This window comes from candidate division KSB1 bacterium, assembly GCA_022562085.1.
Taxonomy (GTDB): Bacteria; Zhuqueibacterota; Zhuqueibacteria; order Oceanimicrobiales; family Oceanimicrobiaceae; genus Oceanimicrobium.
Map to the genome: position 1 here is coordinate 1 of JADFPY010000265.1, position 6443 is coordinate 6443.

Annotated in this window: 5 protein-coding genes; 4 read left to right on the forward strand and 1 reads right to left on the reverse strand. The window is 49.4% G+C overall.

Annotated features, from left to right (window positions below; all coding sequences use genetic code 11):
- Window positions 1-607, reverse strand: a 607-nt coding sequence (locus tag IH879_17480) for a DUF1223 domain-containing protein (protein ID MCH7676715.1), incomplete at its 3' end; no start/stop codon positions are given.
- 173 nt (window positions 608-780) lie between these two features.
- On the opposite strand from IH879_17480, the gene IH879_17485 reads away from it, so the two are divergent.
- From IH879_17485 to IH879_17500, 4 genes are read left to right on the forward strand one after another with little or no spacing between them, the layout of a single operon-like run.
- The gene (locus IH879_17485) at window positions 781-1548 is read left to right on the forward strand and encodes a carbon-nitrogen hydrolase family protein (GenBank protein ID MCH7676716.1); all 768 of its coding nucleotides are present in this window, start codon (window positions 781-783) and stop codon (window positions 1546-1548) included.
- Window positions 1549-1565: 17 nt separating this feature from the next.
- Window positions 1566-2444: a cyanophycinase gene (locus tag IH879_17490; protein MCH7676717.1), complete on the forward strand. Its 879-nt coding sequence runs from the start codon at window positions 1566-1568 to the stop codon at window positions 2442-2444.
- Window positions 2445-2472: 28 nt separating this feature from the next.
- Entirely contained in the window at window positions 2473-4659 is a 2187-nt protein-coding gene (locus tag IH879_17495; GenBank protein ID MCH7676718.1) for a M28 family peptidase, read from the forward strand.
- A complete protein-coding gene (locus tag IH879_17500) occupies window positions 4656-6212 on the forward strand; it encodes a glycosyltransferase family 39 protein (GenBank protein ID MCH7676719.1) in 1557 nt (518 codons plus the stop codon). Before IH879_17495 ends, IH879_17500 begins: the two co-directional genes overlap by 4 nt.
- Window positions 6213-6443: the final 231 nt, after the last annotated feature.

Below are 6443 nucleotides of genomic sequence, written 5' to 3' on the forward strand. Positions count from 1 at the left end.
CCCCGCGCTTGATATTTTGCACCAAACCGCGTTCAACCAGCGCCAAATTCAAAACAGCATCTTCGGGTAACTTTGACAGGTTGTATTCTATCTCTAATTGATTTGATTCTTTGCTGCCTGATTTTTCCAGAAATAAAGTAAAGTCAGCCGATTTCTTAAGTGCAGATTCTATGTTTGCTCTGGCTTTGGCCCGGTTTGAGCCCACGAATTCTTCTGTGCCATTAACGATCATTTGCGGTGTGTAAATCCGGTTGGACCGGAAGGCCTGGGCATACCTTTGCTGCCGTCCGGAAAAAGCTTTTTTTGCATAAGGATCCTTCCAGCCGATATAGTCCCAATAATCGACATGAAACGCGAGAGCAAACACCGGTTTTTTGTTATCGCGAGCATTGGCAACAATCTCTCCTAAAAGTTTATCCGCCGGCGGGCAGCTCGAGCATCCCTCTGAAGTGAATAATTCCACAACAGCGAATGAGCTGGTAGAGTTGTTATCGTCGGAATGAACTTGAGCCTGGCCATGACTCGTTCCCTGGAAACAAATAAGAACCAACAACGATAAAGAACTTAAAATTAAACCACGCTTCATTTCTTCTCCTTGGATTAGCATTAATTTATCTAACCCATACCAGGTCGCATTTTGTTCCCGCAAATTATTGACCAACAGGTTTCCGCTTGACATTTTGCCGTAATTTGATAGCTTATTTATTCTTCACTTGTCTACACCTTTCATTCGACGTAAAAAAAACATTGAGATATGAAGGAGAAAAGGTCGAAAAACCAGTGAGAATCACCGTTTGCCAACTCGCTAATGATACTGAAGCACTGCTCAAGGATTGGCAGCAACTGACAAGCCATGTAAAAGCTGAGGCTAGCGATCTTGTTTTGCTTCCTGAAATGCCTTTTTATCCGTGGATTGCTAAAACCCGGCAGTTTGATCCGGAAACCTGGCAAGAGACGGTTGCTGCCCACGACAATTGGCTCACACATTTTGGGGATCTTTCTCCCGCAAACATCATTGGAACGCGACCCATTAATTCTGCGGGCCGGCGTTTGAACGAAGGCTTTGTCTGGGATTCCAAATCAGGATATCGAGCAGCCCATGCAAAAACTTATTTGCCCGATGAAGAAGGTTTTTGGGAAGCCACCTGGTATGATCGGGGTCAGGTAGATTTTAAACCCGTCGACTTAGGACAAGCTCGCGTCGGTTTCCTCATTTGTACCGAACTCTGGTTCATGCAGCACGCCAGAGCTTATGGCCAGCAGGCGATTCATTTGCTGGCCTGTCCACGGGCGACTCCGAGATCGACTTTGGACAAATGGTTAGCGGGCGGCCGGGCAGCGGCTGTTGTGTCCGGTGCTTTTTGTTTATCATCTAATCTGATTACACTTGGCGGACCGAAGGAGATGGGGGGACCAGGCTGGATAATCTCACCTGACGGAGATGTGCTGGCCACAACTTCTGTCGACCGGCCAATTGTTACCTTAGAAATTGATTTAAGTGAAGCAGAACAAGCTAAGAAAACATACCCGCGTTATGTACTCGAATAAAATCCGGAGGAATTTTCATGAACAGGTTTAAAGTCAAATGTTGGTCTGTTTGGGTTTCAGGTTTGATATTTACGTTTACTGCACAGGCCCAGGAAATTGGCCCGGCAAACGGTTCATTAGTAATTGTCGGCGGGGCTCTGAAAGATCAGACCATCCTGAAACGTTTTCTGGACCTTGCCGGCGGCGCTGACGTCCCGATTGTGGTCATTCCAACTGCAGGAGGACGCGAAGACTACGACCAATATTGGCGCGGCTTAAAACAATTTAAAGAAGCGGGCGCCACAAATTTGACCGTACTTCACACTTACGATCCCAAAGCGACCGATGCAGATGAATTTACCCAGCCAATAAATGAGGCCCGGGGTGTTTGGTTCGCGGGCGGCCGGCAATGGCGTTTGGCGGATTCTTATCTCAACACAAAAGTGCACGAGGCGCTCAAGGCACTCCTCGATCGCGGCGGTGTGATTGGCGGCTCCTCAGCGGGGGCCACCATACAAGGTTCTTACCTGGCCAGAGGCGACACTGAAACCAATACAATTATGATGGGAGATCACGAGGAAGGTCTGTCTTTCCTGAAAAACGTTGCCATCGATCAACATCTTCTCAAACGCAACCGCCAATTCGATCTGATTGAGATAATCGAAGCCAAACCCGAGCTTTTGGGAATCGGCCTGGATGAAAACACAGCAATCGTCGTTCGGGGCGATGAATTTGAAGTCATCGGGCAAAGTTACGTTGCGATTTACGATCACAACCGCATGCTCGATTCCGGCGGCAAATTTTACTTTTTGTCACCGGGAGATTGGTTTAATTTAAAAACCAGGGAAGCATTCCGGCCAACCACTACCCGGGAGCCGCTGGAACGAGTTACTAAAAAAAGCTGGGCTGAACAATAAGCTGAATTTACCGGACTGGAGAAAACAAATGCTGAAAAAAAGTTTTATTTTGCTGACTTTGTTGATCTCGAACTCATTCGCCAGTTTGACTTTTGCACAAAATTCCTCAATGCTGGGTTTCACTCAGGCATCAGCGGAAAAACAGCGCGAGCTAGAACAACAAATTATCGGAAAGCCTTCCGGCGATCGCATGTTGATATACCACAAAGCCATGACCGCCGAACCTCACCATGCCGGCACGGCGGCAAACGTCCGCACCGCGGAGTACTTTGCGGAGAAATTGCGCGAATTTGGTTTTGATGAAATCGAAATGAACACCTACGAGGCTTTGCTGCCGCGCCCGATCGAACGCCTCGTCGAGCTTCTCGAACCTGAAAAGTTTACGCTGAAACTCATGGAACCGGCTTTTCCCGAAGATCCGGATTCGGGCCAGGAAGGCGTCCTCCCTCCTTTCAACGCCTACTCTGCAGACGGCGACGTGACCGCCGAAGTTGTTTATGTGAATTACGGCATCCCGGCTGACTATGACATTCTGGACTCGCTGGGCATTTCAGTCGAAGGAAAAATTGTCATCGCCCGCTACGGAAAGAGCTGGCGCGGCATCAAGCCCAGGCTTGCCGGCGAACGCGGCGCCATCGGCTGCCTGCTTTATTCAGATCCAGCCGATGACGGTTTTGCCAAGGGGGACGTTCTGCCGCAAGGCAAATGGCGACCGGGAGACGGAGTGCAGCGCGGCTCAGTCATGGACATGCCGACTTACCCCGGCGATCCTCAGACTCCGATGTGGCCCTCCAAAATCGGGGCGGAGCGCATTCCTTTAAAAGAAATCACCACCCTGCAGAAGATTCCGGTTTTGCCCATTTCTTACAACGACGCCCTGCCGATTCTTCGAAATATCGGCGGTGAAACGGTCCCTGAAAGTTGGCGCGGCGGCCTGCCCATTACTTATCATCATGGTCCGGGACCGGCAAAAGTGCACATGAAATTGAAATTCGATTGGGGGGTGCGCCCGATTGTAAACGTCATCGGTTATTTGCGCGGCAGTGAAGAGCCGGATAAAATTATCATGACCGGCGGCCACCGCGATGCCTGGACATTTGGCGGCCGCGACCCCATTAGTGGTGCGGTTTCTTTGCTGGAATCAGCAAGGGTCATCGCCGACCTCGCCAAAAAAGGCTTTTGGCCGAAGAGAACCATTGCCTTTGCGAGCTGGGATGGGGAAGAATACGGTTTGATCGGCTCCACCGAATATGGCGAAGAATTTGCTGAAAAACTTCAGAGCGAGATGGTGGTTTATCTTAACCGGGAGAGTTACACGGCCGGGGATTTTAGCGCCGCAGGCAGCCATTCCCTGCAGCCCTTTATCAATGAAATTTCTCGCGAGGTCAGGGTTCCGGGAGACTCGCTCACCATCCACGAATCCTGGAGCAAACAATTTGATGAAACCGAACTTGTGGCTCAAGGGGCCCGCAAGGATGTTCGGCTCGGCGCTCTGGGTTCCGGCAGCGATTATACGGTCTTTCTGGATCACCTGGGGATTCCAGCAATCAATTTAGGATTTAGCTCCGGCAACGGTATTTATCATTCGCGCTATGACAGCCACTGGTTTTTTACAACCCACGGTGACCCGGGCTTCGCTTTTGGGGAAAAGCAAGCTGAGCTGGTGGCGATTTTTCTCACGCGCATGGCCAACGCCGACGTCCTGCCCTTTACTTACACCAGCACGACTGAAACCATTGACCGTTATCTGGACGAGCTCGATGAGGAACTCAAAAAGCGTGACTTAAACGAGTCCATTCATCTCGCAACGATTCATGCGGCGAATGCAGAATTGCAGGCAACGGCGACGGTACTCGATGGTGAAATCAGACGCATCTCACAAATGAGCGCGGCGGAAATAGACCGTCAAAGCGACCCAATAAAGCAGTTGAATAATTTGCTTCTAAAAGCGGAACAGGGCTTTCTGCATCAGGACGGCTTGCCGGGGCGGCCCTGGTACCGGCATCAAATTTATGCCCCCGGTTTTTACACCGGCTATGGCGTGAAAACCCTGCCGGGGGTTCGCGAAGCCATTGAGAAAAAAGATGTCGGGGAAGCTGAGCAGATGACCAAAGTCCTGGCTGAAACTCTGGACCAGGTTCGCCAAACCTTGCTCGATGCAGTGGTCGTGGCGGCGGCAATCACGAAATCCCGGTCGAGGCATACTCAAAAATGAAGCTGAAGACAGATTTAAAAGTTTTCTGGCAAACCTGGAAAATAGTCTTCATTCTGGCTATTTTCAAACTGCTCATTCATCTACTCACCAATACAAACTACAGCTTCCACCGGGATGAATTTCTTTATCTTGCCGAAGGCCAGCATCTTTCCTGGGGCTATATGGAAGTGCCTCCGGTTATTGCCGTGCTGGGGTGGCTGGCGCAAAGCTTAGGAGGGAGCCTTTTTATGGTTCGCCTTTTCCCGGCATTGATCGGAAGTCTGACCGTTTTTCTCATCGGGGTCATGGTCAGAGATCTGGGCGGGAAGAAATGGGCGCAAATTTTCGCATGTGCGGCTTTTATCCTCTCCCCTGCTTTTATGCGCAGCAATACCCTGTTTCAGCCGGTGAGCTTTAATCAATTCTGCTGGTTTTTGTCCGCCTTTCTCATCGTCCGAATCATAAAAACTCAGGATCCAAAACAGTGGCTTTATCTCGGCATTGCGGCGGGTGTCGGAATTCTAACCAAGTACTCCATTGCTGTTTTCTTTGCCGCCTTCTTCATTGGCCTGCTTTTGACGCCGCATCGAAAATGGCTGAAGACTAAATATCCTTACTTAGCCCTGGGGATTGCCCTGCTTATCGCCCTGCCCAACCTCATTTGGCAGGTCCAGCACAATCTACCTGTGGTCAGTCACATGGCGGAGCTAAGCCAAAGCCAGTTAAAGAATGTGCAACCCCTGGGCTTTTTGCAGGCACAGTTCAGATTTCATCAAGTTGCTTCAATTATTTGGCTGCCCGGATTACTTTATCTTTTTTTCGGATCTAAACTATCTGCCTATCGAATTCTGGGCTGGACCTATCTGTTTATCATTTTGTCCCTGCTTTTATTAAGCGGTAAAAGCTACTACTCTTTAGGCGCCTATGCGATGTTAATGGCGGCCGGCGGAGTAGCAATTGAAAAGTTTTTAGAAAATAAACACAGGGCACTCAAATATATTTTGATCTTTGTTATGGTCGCAGCAACTCTTCCTACGCTCCCTTATGGCCTGCCGATCCTGCGAGTTGAAAAAATGAAACAATATTGCGCTTTTATGAAAGACAAATTTGGGCTGGACGGCCCGCTCTACTGGGAAGATGGCAAGATTTATCCCTTGCCGCAGGACTATGCCGACATGCACGGCTGGGAAGAGATGGTCGCCAAAGTGGCTGACTTGTACCACAGTTTATCACCGGCTGAGCAGAAGTCCTGCTTGATTTACGGCGGAAGTTATGGTCACGCGGGACCCATCAATTATTATCGAAAAAAATACGATCTGCCGGAATCATACACCTTTGTCGGCAGTTTCCTGACCTGGATTCCTGACTCTGTCGATTTCGACAGGCAGATTATGATCGATGATCGGCTGCATGAGCAATCCAACTGGTTTAGCACCATGCGATTGGTTGACCAGATTCAAAATCCGAATGCCCGCGAAAAAGGCTACATTTATTACCGCACCGATCCCAAAATTGATGTAAAAAAGGAGTGGGCAGAAGTCGTCTCAGAAAGAAAAAGGGAGTATAATTTTTAGAGCGCATAGCGCGGCGAAGCCGCAAATGTCAAACGACCTGTTTTGTTGTGGTCCAAACCAAGGTGCTATTATCAGCTGTCATTAACGCTTCGCTGTCATTGAAAGAGGTGACTTTTTGCTGCTGTCGAAAATGACGTCGAAGGCAAATGGCCTAATGACTTAATGACGGGTATTGTCATTCGCTTCGCGTCAGTAGGCAATTTTCTGCTACCTCCTTCCCAAGCTCCCGCT